Origin of the sequence: Spirillospora sp. NPDC048911, from assembly GCF_043198015.1 — a bacterium.
Classification (GTDB): Bacteria; Actinomycetota; Actinomycetes; order Streptosporangiales; family Streptosporangiaceae; genus Spirillospora.
Genome location: NZ_JBICUD010000007.1, coordinates 168,617 through 186,376 on the forward strand (window position 1 = coordinate 168,617; position 17,760 = coordinate 186,376).

14 protein-coding genes are annotated in these 17,760 nt (G+C 69.0%); 10 read left to right on the forward strand and 4 right to left on the reverse strand.

Annotation, left to right across the window (positions count from 1 at the left end; genetic code table 11):
* Nucleotide 1: 1 nt before the first annotated feature.
* Nucleotides 2-2,854 carry a helix-turn-helix transcriptional regulator gene (locus ACGFNU_RS30380; protein WP_392599110.1) on the forward strand — a complete coding sequence of 951 codons (2,853 nt, stop codon included), beginning with the start codon at nucleotides 2-4 and terminating at the stop codon, nucleotides 2,852-2,854.
* Nucleotides 2,855-2,943: 89 nt separating this feature from the next.
* Entirely contained in the window at nucleotides 2,944-3,306 is a 363-nt protein-coding gene (locus ACGFNU_RS30385) for a phage holin family protein (RefSeq protein ID WP_392599112.1), read from the forward strand.
* On the opposite strand, the gene ACGFNU_RS30390 is transcribed toward ACGFNU_RS30385, so the two are convergent.
* Nucleotides 3,303-6,083 (reverse strand): hypothetical protein, encoded by a 2,781-nt coding sequence (locus ACGFNU_RS30390; RefSeq protein WP_392599114.1) that lies wholly within the window; start codon nucleotides 6,081-6,083, stop codon nucleotides 3,303-3,305. The genes ACGFNU_RS30385 and ACGFNU_RS30390 overlap by 4 nt on opposite strands.
* Nucleotides 6,084-6,093: 10 nt before the next feature.
* Between ACGFNU_RS30390 and ACGFNU_RS30395 the strand changes: the two genes are divergently transcribed.
* Entirely contained in the window at nucleotides 6,094-6,921 is an 828-nt protein-coding gene (locus ACGFNU_RS30395; RefSeq protein WP_392599116.1) for a ferritin-like domain-containing protein, read from the forward strand.
* On the opposite strand, the gene ACGFNU_RS30400 is transcribed toward ACGFNU_RS30395, so the two are convergent.
* A complete protein-coding gene (locus ACGFNU_RS30400; protein ID WP_392599117.1) occupies nucleotides 6,875-9,970 on the reverse strand; it encodes a BTAD domain-containing putative transcriptional regulator in 3,096 nt (1,031 codons plus the stop codon). The genes ACGFNU_RS30395 and ACGFNU_RS30400 overlap by 47 nt on opposite strands.
* Nucleotides 9,971-10,083: 113 nt before the next feature.
* On the opposite strand from ACGFNU_RS30400, the gene ACGFNU_RS30405 reads away from it, so the two are divergent.
* From ACGFNU_RS30405 to ACGFNU_RS30435, 7 genes are all read left to right on the forward strand, one after another.
* The gene (locus ACGFNU_RS30405; RefSeq protein WP_392599119.1) at nucleotides 10,084-10,959 is read left to right on the forward strand and encodes an NAD(P)-dependent oxidoreductase; all 876 of its coding nucleotides are present in this window, start codon (nucleotides 10,084-10,086) and stop codon (nucleotides 10,957-10,959) included.
* A gap of 69 nt (nucleotides 10,960-11,028) precedes the next feature.
* A complete protein-coding gene (locus ACGFNU_RS30410) occupies nucleotides 11,029-12,723 on the forward strand; it encodes an ExeM/NucH family extracellular endonuclease (protein ID WP_392599121.1) in 1,695 nt (564 codons plus the stop codon).
* Between the two features lie 749 nt (nucleotides 12,724-13,472).
* Complete coding sequence (locus ACGFNU_RS30415; protein WP_392599123.1) at nucleotides 13,473-13,985, forward strand: DUF6879 family protein; 513 nt, start codon at nucleotides 13,473-13,475, stop codon at nucleotides 13,983-13,985.
* Entirely contained in the window at nucleotides 13,985-14,815 is an 831-nt protein-coding gene (locus ACGFNU_RS30420) for a helix-turn-helix domain-containing protein (protein ID WP_392599125.1), read from the forward strand. Before ACGFNU_RS30415 ends, ACGFNU_RS30420 begins: the two co-directional genes overlap by 1 nt.
* A gap of 60 nt (nucleotides 14,816-14,875) precedes the next feature.
* Nucleotides 14,876-15,163, forward strand: a complete 288-nt coding sequence (locus ACGFNU_RS30425) for a hypothetical protein (protein WP_392599127.1) — start codon at nucleotides 14,876-14,878, stop codon at nucleotides 15,161-15,163.
* Between the two features lie 237 nt (nucleotides 15,164-15,400).
* A complete protein-coding gene (locus tag ACGFNU_RS30430; protein WP_392599129.1) occupies nucleotides 15,401-15,628 on the forward strand; it encodes a DUF397 domain-containing protein in 228 nt (75 codons plus the stop codon).
* Between the two features lie 10 nt (nucleotides 15,629-15,638).
* Nucleotides 15,639-15,932 carry a hypothetical protein gene (locus ACGFNU_RS30435; RefSeq protein WP_392599131.1) on the forward strand — a complete coding sequence of 98 codons (294 nt, stop codon included), beginning with the start codon at nucleotides 15,639-15,641 and terminating at the stop codon, nucleotides 15,930-15,932.
* A 69-nt stretch (nucleotides 15,933-16,001) separates the two neighbouring features.
* Here the strand turns inward: ACGFNU_RS30435 and ACGFNU_RS30440 are convergent, their stop codons facing one another.
* The gene (locus ACGFNU_RS30440; RefSeq protein ID WP_392599133.1) at nucleotides 16,002-16,277 is read right to left on the reverse strand and encodes a hypothetical protein; all 276 of its coding nucleotides are present in this window, start codon (nucleotides 16,275-16,277) and stop codon (nucleotides 16,002-16,004) included.
* Between the two features lie 91 nt (nucleotides 16,278-16,368).
* Entirely contained in the window at nucleotides 16,369-17,502 is a 1,134-nt protein-coding gene (locus ACGFNU_RS30445; protein WP_392599135.1) for a hypothetical protein, read from the reverse strand.
* Between the last annotated feature and the right edge of the window lie 258 nt (nucleotides 17,503-17,760).

The following is a 17,760-nucleotide window of genomic DNA, read 5'->3' on the forward strand; positions in this document are numbered from 1 at the left end:
AGTGAGCGTCAATGTGGTGAGTCCGGTGCTGGTCGGGCGGGGTGCCGAGCTCGGCGAGCTCGACGCCGCGTTCGCCGAGGTCCGTGCCGGGCACGCCCGCGCCGTCCTCGTCGGCGGCGAGGCCGGGGTCGGCAAGACGCGGCTGATGCGGGAGTTCGGCGAGCGGGCCCGCGCCCAGGGCGCCCGGCTCCTCACCGGCGGCTGCCTGGAGCTGGGCGTCGACGGGTTCCCGTTCGCGCCGTTCACGGCCGTCCTGCGGCGGCTCGTCCGGGAGCTCGGCGCGGACGGCGTCGCCGAGCTCGTCGGCGGCCGGACGGCCGGGCTGGCGCGGCTGCTGCCGGAGTTCGGCGAGCCGGGCGACGACGGCAGCGGGCAGTTCCAGGCACGGCTGTTCGAGCTGGTGCTCACCCTGGTCGACCGGCTGGCCGAGCGCGGCCCGGTGGTGCTGATCATCGAGGACGCGCACTGGGCCGACCGGTCGTCCCGCGATCTGCTGGCCTTCCTCGTGCGCAACCTGGGCGCCGTCGCCGCGCTGATGATCGTGGTGACGTACCGGTCGGACGAGCTGCACCGCTCGCATCCGCTCCGGCCGATGCTGGCCGAGCTCGACCGCGTCGACCGGGTCGGCCGGCACGAGCTCGGCCGGCTGTCGCGGCGCGAGGTCGGCGAGCTGATGCGGCGGCTGCGCGGCGGCGAGCCCGCGGGCGAGCAGATCGAGGCGTTCTACGCCCGCAGCGAGGGCAACCCGCTGTTCGTCGAGGCGCTCATGGAGGCCGACGGGCAGATCGCCTGCGAGCTGCCCGAGTCGCTGCGCGACCTGCTGCTGGCGGGCGTCCAGCGCCTGCCGGACGAGACCCAGGAGCTGCTGCGGGTGGCCAGCGCCAGTGGCGCCCGCATCGAGCACCGGCTGCTCGCCGCGGTCAGCGGCCTCGGCGAGGTCGGGATGACGCGCGACCTGCGGCCCGCCGTCGCGGGGAACGTGCTGGCCGTCGACGGCGACGGTTACGCGTTCCGGCACGCGCTGATCCGCGAGGCGCTGCACGACGACCTGCTTCCCGGCGAGCGCACCCGGCTGCACACGCGCTACGCCGAGGCGCTCGAAGCCGACCCCTCGCTCGTCCCGCCCGGCCGGGCCGCCGCCGAGCTGGCCTACCACTGGCACGCCGCGCACAACGTCGAATGGGCGCTGATCAGCGCCTGGCGGGCGGCGAAGGAGGCCGACCGGGCCGCCGCCTACGCCGAAGACCTGCGCATGCTCGAACGCGTCCTGGAGCTGTGGGAACGGGTCCCGGACGCGGCCGCGAAGATCGGCGAGCCGTACGACAAGATCCTCGAGTACGCCGTCATGGCCGCCGACTGGGCGGGCGACAGCGAACGCGGCATCAAGCTCGCCAGCGCCGCCCTCCGCGAGGTCGACGACCCGCACCGGCGGGCGTTCCTGCTCGAACGGCGCGGCCAGATGAAGCACCGGGCCGGCCACCGCGAGTGGCTGGGCGACCTGCGCACCGCGATCTCGCTGATCCCGGTCGAGCCGCCGACCGTCGCCCGGGCCCGCGCCCTCGCCGGGTTCGCGCAGTACGTGTTCATGGGGACGGCCAACATGGAGGCGATGACGGCCGCCGAAGAGGCACTGGCCGTCGCGACGGAGGTCGGCGACCCGCTCGCCAAGGCCAGCGCGCTGCTGACGCTCGCCTGCCTCGAAGACTCCCTCACCTACGACACGCACGACTTCCCGCTGCTCGACCAGGCCGAGCGGCTCGCCGTCGAGCACGGCCTGGAGGAGCAGCGGCTCCGCGCGGCCATCAACCGCTCCCACTTCCTCGAGGGCACCGGACGGCACGCCGAGGCGGTCGAGACGGCGGGCCGAGCCATGGACCTGGCGCGCGAATGGGGCCGGTTCCGCACCCAGGGCTCGTTCCTCGCGATCAACTACGCCGAGTCGCTGTACTCGCTGGGCCGGTGGGACGAGGCGCTCACCGGCATCGAGCTGGCCCTGGAGAGCGATCCGCCGCGTCCTCACAAGGCCAGCCTGCTCGGGCTCTCCGGCGACATCCTCTTCGCGCGCGGCGACCTCGAACGTGCCGCCCAGCGGGCCGCGCTGTGCCGGCAGACCAAGGCCTGGGAGATCGACCAGCGTCTCCAGGAATACCTGCCGATGGTGCGGCTGGAGGCCGAGCTGCTCATGGCCGACGGCAAGCCCGACGAGGCCCTGGCCCACCTCATGGAGCTGCTCAGGTTCACCGGCCGCCCCGACGACGCGCGCTACGCCTGGCCCGGCCTGATCGTCGCTGCCAGGACGGCCGGCTCCGCCGACGCCCTCGCCCCCTTCGTCGAACGCGCCGACGCCACCGCCGTCCATGGCGCCCTCCAGAAGGTCCAGCACGCCACGTTCTACGCGGAGGCCGCCCGGCTGCGCGGCGATGACCCCGGCTGGCAGTCCGTCATCGACGGCTGGCGAAAGCTCGGCCAGCCGTACTCCCTCGCCTTGACCCTGCTGAGCGCGGCCGAGACCGACGCCGCCCACGGCGACCGCGACCGCGCCACCACCCGACTCGACGAAGCCCTCACCCTGGCGACCGACCTCGGCGCGACGGCGCTGTGCGCCGCCGCCAAAGACCTGGCCGGCCGGGTCGGCTCGGGCAACCGCACGCCGTCCCACGGCCTGACGGCCCGCGAGCTGGAGGTCCTGCGCCATCTGAGCCTCGGCCACTCCAACCGCGACATCGCCGAGCGGCTCTTCATCTCCGCCAAGACGGCCAGCGTCCACGTCAGCAACATCCTGGCCAAGCTCGACGCCGCCAACCGCACCGAAGCCGCCGCCACCGCCCGCCGCCTGGGCATCAAACTCGACTGAACGATCCCTCTGTCGCCGACGACCACCCTGGCGCGCCGGAGATGGGCGGGAATGCGTGTTCGAGGGGAATGGCGGGGTAAAGCACGGCCATGAGCGAGTCACGTCAGGTGGAGGAGGCCGGTGACAGGTTCGAGCTCGCCCACTATGTGGTCGGCGCGGCGCAGCGGGAGATGGCGGAGAAGGCCAGGGAGCATGTGCCCGCGTTGAGGCTCGGCGCTGTCGCGGGTGGGCTCGGGATGTTGTCGGCCGCCGCGTCCTACCGGCTGGGTGTCCTCTTGCTGGAGAAGCGGCTGCCGCCGGAGGCGGCGGCGTTCGTCGCGGCCGCCACGTTCGGTGGTGGAGCGGCCGTCGCGGGGATCGCGGCGCGGCGCAAGTGGCGGGGAGCCAGGGCGCCCCTGCCGACCGAGACCGCGCGGCAGGTCGTCGAGGTCATCGCCGACGCGGCGAACTAGCGCTGCCGACGCGGCGAATTAGCGCTCGCCCACAGGACGGGCCAGCCTCCCGGACCCAGCCAGCGAGCGGGGATCCGAAGGCCGTGCTCGGCGATGCGTTCCCAGAAGACGGCCGTGTCGGCGCCGAGCTCGCGAGCCTCTGGAAAGGCCCTCTGCCACGGGCCTTCTTCGTCGCCGAGGGCCGTCACGGGGAAGCCGGGGATCGTGACGGTGCGCGGCGGCGTGATGGGGGTCAGGTCGATCGCGGGGGTACGGCATGTGATCGCGACGAGGAGCGCGCAGAGCATCGGGGCCGGGGTGCGCCGGGGCAGGGTCAGCTCGTCCCGGCACGCGAGATCGCCCATGGCGGCGCGGATGCGGTGGGAGACCAGGCCGAGCGAGTAGGCGGGCGCCACCGCGGGCAGGCGCACCAGCTGGCGGAACGCTCGCGGCAGCGGCTTGTGCTCCTGGAGCAGGCCGAGCTGGTCGAAGTGCTCGGACACGACCGTTTCGAGCGGGCGGACGGACGTCGCCGCCCAGAGGTCGGCCGCGTCGGCGCGCAGGCAGGCCTTCTGGAGTTGGGCGGCCGACATGCGGCGCAGCTCCGTGAGCGCGGCCTCGGGCGTGGTCTCGGCGACGGCCGCCAGGGTGGCCATGATGGACGGGGTGACCTGGTCTTTCCACGCTCGGGTGGCGAGCTCGCCGAGGCGGGGCCCGACGTCCTGGGCGAGGCGGGGACGGACGCGGCGGCGGGCCGGCGGCGCCCAGTCGGGGGACGGCGGCTCGGGCTCGTCCCGGGTCAGGCCGGGGAGGGCCGAGACCCAGCGGCGGAAGCGCTTTTCGAGGGCCGCGTCGGGCGTGTCGTTGAAGCGCGCCGCGACCTCGCGGACGTGCCAGCCGGAGCGCGTGGGGACGAGCTCCGCGTTGACGAGGACACGGTCGTCCTTGTCGTAGAGGGCGAGGAGTGCGCTTCGTCCTGCCGTGGCGGCCTCGACGTAGTGCGTGCTGGCGATGCAGTTGCCCATGTAGTCGGACCACTCGGCCAGCGTCCGGGCGGTGCGGGCCACGCGGACGCGCGCTCCGGTGCCCGGGACGGGCGTGCCGTCCACGGCGTCGAGGGGCGGCGGAACGGTGAACTCGCCGTTGAGTGCCTCGGCGATCGTGGTGCCCGAACGGAGACCGTCGACCAGGGCCTGCCACGTCCTCGCGCCGTGAGCGGCGGCGCCGAGCCCCACCAGCTGGGCGGCGCCGGAGACCGCGAGCGGGATCGAGTCGAGGCGCGGCGTCAGCGGCTCCGGCTCGGGGGGCGGCGGGTCATGATCGAACCACGGATAGTGGTTCGGGTCGATCGCGGCGGCGTCGTGTCCGTGCAGGCGGGCGAGCTCGTCGATCAGGTCGGCGTACCAGAGGAAGTCACCGACGACCTCCGTGGCCGCCGGGTCGTCGGCGAGGCGGGTCGCGAGCGGCGCGCCCAGGCCCGGTATTTGACCCGCCCAGGGCTGCTGCCCGTCCCACTCGGCGGGCGGCCGGACGTAGCCGGCCAGTTCCCGCCAGCCGTCCAGGCCGAAGGTGACCCATTTGGCCAGCACGTCGTCGGGCACCGGCAGCTCCCGGTCCAGCAGGTCCTTGATCGACTCGATGGTGACCTGCGCGTAGTCCCGGGCACGGGCGAGGCGTTGCTTCGCGTAGCCCGCGAGCCGGGCCTCCGACCGCGGGGTCCCCTTGTGCAGCTCGCGCTGGATGTCGCGCACGTAGCGGAGCGGGCGGGGAGGCAGGCCGGTGGACTTGCGCGTCTCCATGTGCTCGTCGGTGAAGCTGGAGGCGGCGGCGTCGAGGATCGTCCGGGAGCGGGCCAGCCCCTCCGCCATGCCGTGGTCCCCGACCGCCGAGGCCGTGCGCAGCAGGGCCGTGGCGGCCAGCGCGTCGTTGAGCAGCCGTTTGAGGACGAGGTACCAGTAGTGGTGGGGCGGCGACCAGCGCGCGATGTCGGCCATCGACGGGTTCATGTCGTTCAGCGAGTACTTGACCTGCAAGAGGATCTGCTCGTCCTCGTAGGCCTTCCGCCGCTTCCGGAGGTCACCCAGCCGCTCCTGGCGCGCCTGCGTCGCGAGCCGCCGCTCGCGCCGTACACGGGCGAGGTGACGCGCCATCACGTGGGCCGAGACCGCGTCCCACAGGCCGAGCAGTAGTTGCAGGCGGCGGGGACCGGGCATCGGCTCCAGCACGGGACGGAGGTTGGCGGCGAGCATCGACGGCAGGCCACCGGGGATGAGGCCGCCGCACTCCGGCTCGGTGAGCGCGAGGACCTGCTCCAGTTGCTCCGGGCCGAGCAGGTCGCTGGCGGCCGAGGCGAGATGGAGCGCCGCCCAGCGGCCGTCCGCGATCGCCCGGGTCGCGGCCGCGCCGACCCGCTTGGTCGCGTCGGGCCCGAACAGGGCGACCAGGACGCCGGCTCGCGGGCCCAGCCGCCCCGATTCCTCGACGCCGAGGACCTTGAGGGCGGCCAGCACGGCATCGCGCTGATCTCCGCGGGCCCCGTCGAGGCGGGCGGACCGGAAGCCCTCGCCCAGGTCGACCCCGGCGCCCGCCGCGACGACGCCACCGGCCTCCACGAGCCCGGCCAGCCGCGCCACCGCGTCCCGCACCGCTTCGTCGGCGGCGCCCTCGGGGCCGAGGGCGATGGCCGTGCCCGGCGGCACGCCGGCCGCCGTGGTGATCCTCGCGGGGCCGGACGGCCGGGGCGTCCAGGCGTCGAGGCCCGGCCCCGCCACCACGCCGCCCGCGAGTCGAAGTTTCATTCCCGACATCATGACCGACTTCGGTAATCGAGCAGAAATGGTTTTCTGCACAGTCTCTCCACGATTCGAGGGCGAGCGCTCCACATATGGCGAATTGAGTAGGACCGGCAACGCCCCGAAACAGGAGGACACCATGCCGGTTTCTACAAAGCTCACAAATACGGATGAAGTGCTTGGCTGGCGCCGGCGCTTCGAGGACGCGGCGGCCGCTCGCAGCCGGACTCCGGACCCCGACTGGACGCGCGGCGCACGGCTGAACTCGGCACTCGTCCACAGCCTGCAGCGCTTCCAGGTCGGCGAGGCGGGCGACGGCGCCAACCTGATCCGCAAGGCGGAACAGGCGGGCGACGCCGACTATTCGGCGGCGGCCCGGCTCTTCATCGCCGAAGAGAAGAACCACGCGCGCCTGCTCGGGCTGCTCCTCCAGGCGGCGGGCGCGCCGACGATCACGCACCACTGGAGCGACGCGATCTTCGTGACGGTGCGGCGCGCCATGGGCCTGCGGGTCGAGCTGCTGGTGCTGATGGTCGCCGAGCTGGTCGCGCTGCGCTACTACCAGGCCCTCCGGGACGGCACGGACGACCCGCTGACGGCCGAGGTCGCACGCCGGATCCACGCCGACGAAGAACGGCACATCCCGTTCCATTGCGATCGTTTGCGAAAGACCAGCCGGACGGTCATCGCCCTTTGGCGGGTCCTGGTGTTCGGCGCCGCGATCATCGTCGCGGCCGATCACGGCCGGGCGCTTGGAACGCTGGGCGTGCGGCGCCGCCGCTTCGTCGCCGACATCCTCAAGGAGTCCGGGAAGGCGTCCGCTCTGATCCGGAGCCGCTGGTGAATGCGGCGGCGAAGCTCGCCGTGAATTCCTCGTCGCCGAGGGCAGCGCGGACGGTCGCGGTGATCCGGTCGACGTCGCCGCGTTCGGCCGGAGGGAGCGGGGCGCCGGCCGCGGCGCGGGCGGCGGCGGCCTCGCCGAGGAGACGGGCGGCCTCGGCCGGCCGTCCATCGAGCGCGGCCACCCCGGCCAGTCCTTCGAGGGCGAGGGCGACCGCACGCGGGTTTCCGGTCGAACGGGCTGCGGCCAGGCCTTCGGAGTGGAGCTCCTCCGCCGTACGCGCGTCGCCGTTCTGCTCGGCGACGAAGCCCAGCTCGGCGAGCACGAGTGCCAGGCCGGGGACGCCGTCCACCTCCCGGATCCAGCCGACCCACGTGCGCAGATACCGTTCGGCGGTGTCCAGGTCGCCGCGCCGCCGGGCCACGAGGGCCAGGCCGATCTCGGCGAATTGCTCCATCCGCTTGTGCGACCGCCCGGCGGCGATCCGTCTACCGCGTTCGTGCAGCTCCGCGGCCTCGGTGTAGTCGCCGGTGAGGAGCGCGATCCGGCCGAGCCTGGAGAGCTTGTACGAGACTTCGGCGTACGAACCGAGCTCCTCGGCCATGGCCAGCCCGTCGCGGTGCAGCCGTCCGGCGCGTTCGTAGTCGCCGACGGCCTCCGCCAGCACGCCGAGCACCTCGGTCGCCTGGAGGAGCCCCCAGCGGTCGCCGGCCTCGCGGAACAACGCCATGGCCCGCTCGCCGTCGCGCGACGCCGAGGCGAGTTCACCGCGGGCCATGGCCTGGCCCGCGCGGGTGACCAGCACGGCGGCCTGCCCCCAGCGGTCGCCTTCGGCCCGGAAGCCGGTCAGGGCGCGGGTGAGCAGCTCGTCGATCGCGGGGACGTCGCCGAAACCGGTCCGGGCGAAGCCCAGCAGCCACTCCGCTTCGGCCCGTCCGTCCCGCAGGCCGTCGAGAGCCCGTTCGGTCAGTGCCGTACGGTCGGCGCCCTCCCCCTCCAGCATCGTGAAACCGGCCAGCCACGCGGCCGCCCTCGCGCGGGCGGGCGCGGGGCCGCCCGCCGTGGAGAGCGCGGCGGTCAGCGCCCGGCGCGCCTCGTCCAGGCGTCCGCTCAGGAACCAGTACCAGCTCAGCGCGTTCACCAGCCGCAACGCCGGCTCCGGATGGCCCTCGCGCAGGACGGCACGCAGGTTGGCGGTCTCGGCGTTCAGCCGGTCGAGCCATCGCCGCTGGTCACGTCCTCGCAGCCGCGGCGCGGCCCGTTCGGCCAGCTCGGTGTAGTAGCGGTCGCGCCGCCGCAGCACCGCCGCCCGCTCACCCGCCTCGTCCAGCCGTTCGGCGCAGTACGCGGCGACGGATTCCAGCAGGCGGTAGCGGCCGTCCGCCCGGACCACCAGCGACCGGTCGACGAGCCGTGCGAGCAGGCCGAGGACGTCCCCGGCCTCGATCCCGCCCCCGGCGCACACCTGCTCGGCCGCCTCCAGCGTGCACCCGCCGGCATGCACGGCGAGACGGCGCAGGACGGCCCGTTCCGGCTCCGGCAGCGGCTCCCAGCTCCAGTCGATCATGGCTCGGAGGGTGCGCTGGCGGGCCGGCGCGTCGCGCCGTCCCGCCGACAGCAGGCGGAACCTGTCGTGCAGGCGGCCGGCCAGCTCGGTCACGTCCATCGCGCGGACGCGGGTGGCGGCGAGTTCCAAGGCCAGCGGAAGCCCGTCGAGGCGCCGGCAGATGGCGGCGACGGCCTCGGCGGACTCAGTACCGTCCGGGCCGAGCTGGAATCCCGGCGCGGCGGCCGCCGCCCGCGCCACGAAGAGCTCCACCGCCGAAGGCGTCTCCAGCGGCGGAACCGGCCAAACCTGCTCGCCGGAGATCCCCAGCGGCTCCTGGCTCGTGGCGAGCAGGCGCAGCTCCGGCGCGGCCGGCAGCAACCGCGCGGCCAGCGCGGCGACCGGCTCGATCACGTGCTCACAGTTGTCCAGGATCAGCAGCGTCCGGCGCCCGGCGAGGGCGTCGACGAGCCGGCCGGCGGGCGACGAGCGCTCGGCGGCCTCGTCGCGCAATCCGAGGCTCGCGTTGACGGCCGACGCCACATCCTCGACGGACGGAGCGCTGAGGGCCGTCAGTTCGACCAGCCAGACACCGTCCCCGTACTCCTCCTCCAGCCCGCGCGCGCTCTCCACCGCCAGCCGGGTCTTGCCCACGCCACCCGGACCGGTGAGCGTGACGAGGCGCCCCTCACCGACCAGAGCCCGGACGTCGCGTACGGCCTCGTCCCTGCCCACGAGCGCGCTGACGGGCGCGGGCAGGTTCGTCCGGGCACGGGCGTCGTGGTGGAGGATCGAGCGCTGGAGGGCGACGAGTTCCGGGCCGGGATCGAGGCCGAGCTCGTCGCGGAGGCGTTCCCGGAGGTCCTGGAAGCTCGCGAGCGCCTCGCTCTGGCGGCCCGCGCGGTAGAGGGCGCGCATGTACGCGGCGCGCAGCCGTTCACGCAGCGGATGCGCGGCAACCAGGGCGCCGAGCGCGGCGGCGCCGAAGCCCGCCCCGGAGGCTGCCTCGGAATCGGTTTCGGACCACTCCTCGATCGCGGCCAGCCGCAGCTCCTCAAGCCGGTCGATCTCCGCGCGCGCGAACTCCGCGTCGCCGAAGTCGGCGTACGCGTCGCCGCGCCAGAGCCCGAGTGCCTCCGCCCAAGCCCGCCGGTCGCCCGTCTCGCGCGCCCGCCTGACCAGCTCCTCGAACCGTTCGGCGTCCACGGCTCCGGGTTCCGCCCGCAAGGCGTATCCCGGCGGGCGCGAGACGACCAGCTCCCGGGCGCCGTCCTCGGCCTCCGCCAGGACCTTGCGCAGCTGCGACACCCTGGCCTGCAAGGTCGCCGCCGGGTTGGCCGGGAGCCCGCCCGTCCACAGGTCGTCGATCAGCCGGTCCGCCGGGACCGGCCGGCCCCGGTGCGCCAGCAGATCGGCCAGCAGGGCGCGGACCTTGAGGTCGGGCACGCGCACCCGCTCGCCGTCCTCCGTCCGCACCTCCAACGGACCGAGCACCCCGAAGCGCATGTCACTCACCGTATTGCAGCCGAAGGACACCCGAATCCCACCCGAAGCCCGCTCGCCGAAGGTGAGGTCCGTGGCGGGCGAATGAACGCCACGCGATCAGAGGAGATCTCTCAATGACGAACGATGTGACGGTCATGGGCCTGGGGCTGATGGGCACGGCGCTGGCCGAGGCGTTCCTGAAGGCCGGCCGCACCACCACCGTCTGGAACCGGTCGGCGGCCAAGGCCGGCACCCTCGTGGCCAAGGGCGCGAGCCGGGCGGCCACGCCGGCCGGGGCGATCGCGGCGAGCCCGCTGATCGTCGTCTGCCTGTCGGTGAACGAGAACGTCCGGGAGGTGCTGGGCACCGCCGCTGAGACGCTCGCGGGCAAGACGGTCGTCAACCTCACCAATGGCACGCCCCGGCAGGCCCGCGAACTGGCGGAACTGGTGACGGCACGCGGCGGCGAGTACGTGGACGGCGGCATCATGGCCGTCCCGCCGATGATCTCCCAGCCGGAGGCGCTGATCCTCTACAGCGGGTCGCGGCAGGCGTTCGACACGCACAAGGACGTGCTCGGCGGCCTCGGCGCGGCGCGGTACGTCGGCACGGACCCGGGCCTGGCGGCGCTCTACGACCTCGGCCTGCTGACCGCGATGTACGGGATGTTCGCGGGCTACTACCACTCGGTGGCGCTCCTCCGCACGGAGGGCGTCAAGGCGTCGGAGTTCACGCCGATGGTGCGGTCGTGGATGACCGCCATGATGGCCGGCCTCCCGGGGCAGGCGGCCGACATCGACTCCGGCGACTACGTGACGGACGTCTCCAGCCTGACCAACAACGCGGCGGGCTTCCCCAACCTCATCGAGGCGAGCAGGGAGCAGGGCGTCAGCCCCGAGCTCTTCGTCCCGTTCCAGGCGTTGCTCGATCGCGCGGTCGCCGAGGGCCACGGCGCGGACGGTCTCGCCCGCCTCGTTGAACTCCTCACGACACCCCAAAACACACCGTAAATGACAAATTGGTGACATCTTCGCCAACCGTTTTCCGTTCCGCGCCACATCCGCCCTAATGTCCGGCCCATGCGCCGAACAGCAGCAGCACTCACGACCGCACTGGCGGCCGGCCTCGTCACGACCGCCGGCCTCCATGCGGCCCGGGCGGCGGAGCCCGACGCGTGCTCCACCCCCGCCACCCACCAGATCGCCCAGGTCCAGGGCGCCGGTGACGCCGGCCCCGTCAGTGGCCAGACGGTCCGGGTGGAGGGGGTCGTCACGGGCGACTTCCAGGCGGCCGACCAGCTCAAGGGCTTCTTCATCCAGGACGCGACCCCGGACAAGGACGCGAAGACCTCCGACGGCCTGTTCGTCTACTCGACGAAGGACGTCAAGGTCGGCGACCGCGTGCTCGCCACTGGCAAGGCCATCGAGTTCAACGGTCTCACCGAGCTTTCTCCTGTCACCGCCGTGGACGTGTGCGGCACCGGCAGGGTGAAGCCCGCCAAGGCACGTCTCCCGCTGCCCAAGGGCGCAAGCCTGGAGTCGTACGAAGGGGTGTTGGTCCGCTTCCAGCAGAAGCTCACCGCGACCGAGACCTACCGGCTCGGCCAGTACGGCGAAGTGTCCCTCTCAGCCAAGGGTCGGCTCTTCCAGCCGACCGACGGCCATGGCGCGACCCAACCGGCCAACGAGGCCCGCCGCCTCCTGCTCGACGACGGCTCGACGGTGCAGAACCCCGAGCCCGTCCCGTTCACGAGCCCGCGCGTGCTGCGCATCGGCGACTCGACCAGCAACCTCACCGGCGTCCTGAGCTACGGCTTCAACACCTACCGGCTGCAGCCGACCCAGTCCGTGCGCTTCGCCCGCACGAACCCGCGTCCCGCCAAGCCCGAGAACGTCGGCGGCGACGTCAAGGTGGCCAGCTTCAACACGCTCAACTGGTTCACCACCCTCGACAAGCGCGGCGCCGACACCGCCACTGAACAAGAGCGCCAGCTCACCAAGCTGGTCGCCGCGCTCAAGGGCCTGAACGCCGACGCCGTCGGCCTCATGGAGGTCGAGAACAACGGCGACACCGCCGTCAAGGCCCTCGTGGATCGGCTCAACGCGGCCGTCGGCGCGAACACCTACTCGTGGATCAAGCACCCCAACCCGGGCACCGACGAGATCCACGTCGCGCTGATCTACAAGCCCGCGAAGCTGACGCCCGTCGGCGCGCCCCGCTCCTCGACCGCACCGGTCTTCGAGCGCCCGCCGTTCGTCCAGACCTTCCGCCGCCCCACCGGCGGCGCCGCGTTCACCATGATCGTCAACCACTTCAAGTCGAAGGGCTGCGGCGGCGCCACCGGCCCCGACCAGGACCAGGGCGACGGCCAGAGCTGCTTCAACGCCCGCCGCGTCACCCAGGCCAACGCGATCGCCGAGCTGGCCAAGACCGAGACCAACCCGCTCGTCCTCGGCGACCTCAACGCCTACACCGCCGAGGACCCGATCAAAACCCTCACCGCGAGCGGCCTGGTCGGCCTGACCGAACGCCACGTCAAGCCGGCCCAGCGCTACAGCTACGTCTTCGACGGCCTGTCCGGCGAGCTCGACCACGCCCTGGCGGGCAAGGGCCTGGCCCGGCGCGTGTCCGACGCCACGATCTGGCACATCAACAGCGACGAGCCGACCATCCTCGACTACAACCAGGAGTACAACCCGCCCGCGCTCTACCAGCCGGACGCGTTCCGCTCGTCCGACCACGACCCCGTCCTGATCGGGCTGCGGCTGCGCTGACCAGGACAAACGCAAGCCAACGAGCAACACCCGACCGACCAACCAACTGACCTAGATCAAACCGACCTACGTCTCTCCGTTTCCCCGAGGTTTCCCTCAAGAGGCGGAGATCCCAGAGCCCCGTACGGCCTCAACCGTGCGGGGCTCTCTCATGCCACCAGGTGACCGAGAACGTCAGGGAGAGACGATCTCAGGACGTCCCAGACGACGCCCCGCCCGTACGGCTCCTCACGATCTACCGCCCGAACCAGAGAGGGAGAGCAGGTGCCCCGACTCCGGCACCGCACACCCACTTGACCCCGTGGATTTAAGGCCAGTGCCCCACCTCCCTCATAGAGTCGCCCCTAGCAAATCCCCCAAAGTCCCCCGTTCCTCGGGAGGTGGGGTAATACCCGGTCCCCAACCCCATAGGCCCCGCCTGGGGCAGGGTTCTCCCGCTCTGTACGGGTCTGGGACTTGAGCTAGGACGCCACACCACCCCAGATATTCAAGGACGGGAATATTCCTGTGCAGTGTTGACCTGCGGGGATACTGAGCCTAATTTCGTGCTCAGAGCCGGACGAGAGGGAGAGAAATGGAGCTAGGACGGATCATCGCGGGTCCCGACTGCACTGAGGATGATTGTCCCCAGATAGCTATCGCTCCCGATGGCATGGTGGACGTTCAGGGCTACCATCAGACGCACATTCCCACTCCGGACGGAGAAATGATAGTCCGCATCCCAGCGAATCTCATCCTGGAGGCAGCACGTGCGCTTGGAGGGAAGTGACTGGCGAGACTTTTTCGACAGCTACAAGCACTCCGCATGGCGGCTGGAGTTGCACCCGGTCTATACCATGCCGCAGGAGACAGACGGGCTAGCGAGATATCTCGCAGGAGAAAGACTTCCTGACGACTACTGGTCGGGATGGATGGAACGGGTTGCAGGCCACATAGCTTCTGGCCGCACCATCGGCCGCGTACATGTAGTACGCAGACCTCTCACCGATTACTTGAGATTCGAGTTCGAATACTACCGACCTCACTGCAAGGCGGGTGAGGACATCCGAATTCTCGACCTCACAGACAGACCCGATCCAGGATTGCCAGATCACGACTTCTGGATGCTCGATGAGAAGCAGGTCGTGAAGATGCTATATCGGCCAGACGGTACACAGATCGGCCGCGAACTGATCGACAATCCAGACATAGAGCAGTACAAACGATACCGGGATCTTGCACTTGACGGCGCGATCCCATTCCCAGAGTACTGGCAAGGGTAGTGCTCGAACCGGAAGAACTAGGGCAACGTAAGAGCGATCTAGCCGCCACCCTGCGGACACTTCGCAAAGAGGCCGGGCTCACCGGACAGAGCCTGGCCTTGAAGTGCGCCATGAGCCAAAGCAAGGTTTCTAAGATCGAGACGGGCAGACTTCTACCCTCTGTGGTCGATGTCGAACGCATTCTTCGAGCTGTCAATGCTCCTCAAGATCTAGTAGCCGAAGTCGTCGCCCTGACCAGGATGGCCAACACAGAATTTCGGGACGTTCGCTCACTCCTCCGCAAGGGATTGGAGAAGCGACAGCACGAGCTGGCAAGCCTCGAAACAGGCGCCCAGGAGTTGCGCTTCTTTCTGCCCGCGATGATAACTGCACTCATCGCCACACCGGAATATATCCGGGCCAGCCTCAGTCATTCACCGGCAGACACCTCAAAAGCCGTGGCGAAGAAGCTGGAACGTCAGACGGTTCTGTATGACGAGTCGAAGTCGTTCAACTTCATCATCGTAGAATCTGCCATCCGCTGGGCAATCCTGCCTCCCACCCTCATGGCCCTACAGATTGACAGGCTGGCCTCCCTCTCCCACTTGCCAAATGTCCAGATAGGCGTAATCCCGCTTGGCGTTCATTCGCCTAGAGGGCCAATGAACACCTTCACCGTGTATGACAACCGCCTGGCCACCGCCGAGACGTTCAACGGCGCAATCATCATGCGTGATCCGAAGGACGTTGCGTATCACCGTCAACTGTTCTCCCTCTTTGGAGGACTCGCATCCTTCAATGACGATGCGAGAATTCTCCTGGCCGCCTGGGCTCGATCCTTCCGCGACTGAGTTTATGCGGGAACGAGAATAATGATTGAGGTGACACAGACCTCTCTCTAGCGTTGCTGTATGCGCATCGACGGAGTGAGCGTGACGGCTCACCTTGAAGCCCTGGAACGAATCATGGACGAGCGGGGCTTCAAGGCAGGGGTCATCCATGCCACAACTGATTACTCGTATGTCCGGATTGTCAATGAGCAAGTTGCTCAACTGGCCGAGGACATCAGTTGCTCAATGTGGGACGGTGAACTGTTCTACATGTGGTCTTGGAGTGGGCCCATTTGCCCTGTGAGGCACATCGAAAGCGCGGCCGATCGGATCGCCTTCGTCCTGACTCCCGAGAGGGCTACGGGCTAATGAGGCCCTTCCCCGGCGTTGCTGACCACTGGCACGTCATGACCACGCGCAGCGGTCATATACAGACAACGCCGGAACGGATGGATAGGGAGTCAGCACGTTCTGTGCTTCGAGACTTCCTCGTGAACGACGGCCAGCAGACCGGGGACCGTGCGGGCTACCAATGGGCAATCAGTGTCATAGACGCCGGTTGGTGCTCAGTCCAAGTGTTCGGCATTGCGTACGTGGCGTTCGCCTGTGCCTGCCCCCAGCTCCCAAGAAAGAAGGCCAACGTTGGCGACCCTGAAATTCCGCAAGTCCTCGCGATGTGAGGCACTGGACCAAGACGGGTGTGTAGAGGTGGCGAACGGATCGGGATTCATAGCCGTACGCGACTCGACAGACCAGGATGGCCCCGTGGTCCTGGTAGGCCGGAGTGGATGGCGACAGTTCGTCGCAACGCTTCGTGGCGGAGACGGCCGGTAGGACGGTTCGGATGTCGCAGCTAGATCAGGCCGTTGCAGAGGCCCAAGAGATCTTCGCAATTCTCGCGAGGCTGATGGCCGAGCATGGCATTAGCTTCCTGGACATAAGTACCTCTGTTCAGCACCCCGTAGGCCTTGAGGGTGTGGCGGTTGCCATGGCCTATGAGCAGTGGGCACGGAAGCTGAACACGGTTGCCGCCCTCCTGGCTCACCAGGAGGGCATAGACGACTCATCGAGCTTGAGCCTGCCGGACAGGCAACGACTCACAGTCGCAGCCTTCTCACTTGTTCAAGAGGCGAGCTGACCAGACGACTCAGGGCACCCTCCGTGGCCCTGAGAAGGCCACGGAGGACCCAGGAGCCTCAGGAGATGTTCACCCTGCCGCTTGGTTAGCCGAATCCCCAGAGGCCGAATAAGCGGCCCTCTGACGCTCGATGCGCACCTTCTTGAGGTACTGATCCTCATGGATGTTCAACTCGTCGGCCAGTTGGTCCAGATGCTCCGAGCTGACGTCGACACTGCGGTAGCGGTTTCCGCCCTTAGGCCCCGTTCCCTTCTCAATCTCAACGAGGCCGAAGGCTGCAAGCTTCTTTACCGCCGCTCGAATCTGGTGAGACTTGAGGCCTGTCAGCTTCACCGCGTCACTCATACCGACGAAAGACGTCGGTAGTTTGGCCCAGACCTCGGCAGGTCTACCAGTCAGGCCCTTGGAGGACGTGAACAGAGGATGTGCAACATTACTAGTACATACTCTTTCTGTCCCCCCCTAGAGATGAGTATGTACTAGATTTATCACTCATTTCTAGGTTGAAGGTGTAAGTGTCAGTCTCTCCTACTGGCTCACCCTTAGTGAGCCAGTCTTGTTCTACGAGTCTCTGAAGTGCTCTACGTACTGTGTCGATAGCCCTGCCGGACTCCACCTCTAGGTCTCTTACACTCGCCATGGGCGAGTAGGAGGAGTGCTTCTCTCCATGTCTGATCAGAGCTAGCAGAACATCTCTGTCTGTGCTTCGGGTGAAGGCGGCTTGTTCAGCCGCCTTTCGGAAGGCTCTGATCTTCTCCTTGAAGGTCTCTAGATCGAAGGTGGGAGTGACATCATTCTGAGTCACCCAACGGGCTGCGTTGTCGTAGGTCTTACCAGCAGATTTGAAGGCGACCTGTCGGCCATGCCTCTCTTCGATCTCCTGGGACTTGGCACCGCCCTTGTTACGTCGGTCGGTCACCTCGCTGATGAACCACTCCTTGGAGAGGCCAGCCCTGACGGCCGCCTGTGCGATGGCGGCCTCTACCTGGTGACGCCCTTCGTACTTACCTTCTGTGTCGCCGTCCTTGAGAAGCCTCGCCCACTTGCCGGTAAGTCCCTTGGGGAGTTGTGCCTTCCCGGCACCGTCGGCTGGCCCCAGGCGTTCTAGGGCCTCCTCAACGGAGGCCGGATCGACGAGGTACACGGGAAGACCCGACCTGTGTGGAGAAAGCGGGGGTCTCGTCGCTTGCGTATGGCGAAGATTCTCGTAAGGGAACTCGTAGTTCTGGCCAAGGAGATTCCTGAACTCCTCTTTGGTCATTCCAGATGGCAGACGAACCCACAGATGTCTGTGCCTGTCTCTCCCTGAGGCCACAAGGACCGTTTGAGCCTGAAGGTATTCCTCCGCCCACGCCTTCACCTTCAGGCCTTTAGCGGCAAGCTCAGCGCTATCTAGGTCCAACGCAACCAAGCCAGGCTTGGGCTCGACCGCGAATGCCTTACCGCTCTTCACCGCTTCCTCGATACTCACCCATCCCGCATAGGTGTTGTTCTCTGCGATCAAGAGGGCGTTACCGCCGTGCTTGGCGACCGCACGAGCAAGGGCCAGAACGTCTTCTTCTTTCGACATGCATTACCTCTGTTGCATGAGGAAGGCCTGTCCTGGCTGCGGGGGGACCAAGTGAGGCTTCAGGGGGTCGTGGGGACTGTGCTCGGGCTGAGGCTACCTGGAACACGTCCAAGTACCCTAGACGGCCCTGCACAGCGGGCCTGAGCGCCTCCTGTGCTCACCTGGGGAACCTCAGGATCAAGGCTTGGAGGGCCCGCCCTCTGCCGCTACGATGAGGCTCCCCTCGCTGGGGATCACGATCCTTGACAAGTCAACAGG

What these genes read in the sequence shown, in the direction of transcription:
- ACGFNU_RS30385 (WP_392599112.1), top strand. Translation starts at nt 2,944, where the DNA reads ATGAGCGAGTCACGTCAGGTGGAGGAGGCCGGTGACAGGTTCGAGCTC.
- ACGFNU_RS30390 (WP_392599114.1), bottom strand. Translation starts at nt 6,083, where the DNA reads ATGAAACTTCGACTCGCGGGCGGCGTGGTGGCGGGGCCGGGCCTCGAC.
- ACGFNU_RS30395 (WP_392599116.1), top strand. Translation starts at nt 6,094, where the DNA reads ATGACCGACTTCGGTAATCGAGCAGAAATGGTTTTCTGCACAGTCTCT.
- ACGFNU_RS30400 (WP_392599117.1), bottom strand. Translation starts at nt 9,970, where the DNA reads ATGCGCTTCGGGGTGCTCGGTCCGTTGGAGGTGCGGACGGAGGACGGC.
- ACGFNU_RS30405 (WP_392599119.1), top strand. Translation starts at nt 10,084, where the DNA reads ATGACGAACGATGTGACGGTCATGGGCCTGGGGCTGATGGGCACGGCG.
- ACGFNU_RS30410 (WP_392599121.1), top strand. Translation starts at nt 11,029, where the DNA reads ATGCGCCGAACAGCAGCAGCACTCACGACCGCACTGGCGGCCGGCCTC.
- ACGFNU_RS30425 (WP_392599127.1), top strand. Translation starts at nt 14,876, where the DNA reads ATGCGCATCGACGGAGTGAGCGTGACGGCTCACCTTGAAGCCCTGGAA.
- ACGFNU_RS30435 (WP_392599131.1), top strand. Translation starts at nt 15,639, where the DNA reads ATGTCGCAGCTAGATCAGGCCGTTGCAGAGGCCCAAGAGATCTTCGCA.
- ACGFNU_RS30440 (WP_392599133.1), bottom strand. Translation starts at nt 16,277, where the DNA reads ATGAGTGACGCGGTGAAGCTGACAGGCCTCAAGTCTCACCAGATTCGA.
- ACGFNU_RS30445 (WP_392599135.1), bottom strand. Translation starts at nt 17,502, where the DNA reads ATGTCGAAAGAAGAAGACGTTCTGGCCCTTGCTCGTGCGGTCGCCAAG.